Annotated in this window: 1 protein-coding gene; it reads left to right on the forward strand. The window is 69.3% G+C overall.

What is annotated here, in order from left to right; translation table 11 throughout:
• Window positions 1-253: phage protein Gp36 family protein (locus AC0L3X_RS47580; protein WP_473317677.1), on the forward strand; the 253-nt coding region annotated here is incomplete at its 5' end.
• Window positions 254-257 lie beyond the last annotated feature (4 nt).

The raw sequence follows: 257 nt of genomic DNA on the forward strand, positions 1-257 counted from the left end.
GTACCGCCTGGGCCAGCCCGCGCCGCTGCTGACCGAGATCGCGGTGGCGCTCGCCTATCATCGCCTATGCGGTGACACGCCGCCCGATGCGGTGGTCGACGCGAAGAAAGACGCCATGGCGATGCTGGCCAAGATCGCGGCCGGGACCATCAAACTCGACCAAGGCGAAGAGCAGCTGCCCGCCCGGCCGGGCGCGATCGTCATCGCCCCGCGCGAGCGGCATTTCTCGCGCGATCAGCTGGACGGCTTCTGATGGC

This window comes from Bradyrhizobium sp. MI1.7 (assembly GCF_055811795.1).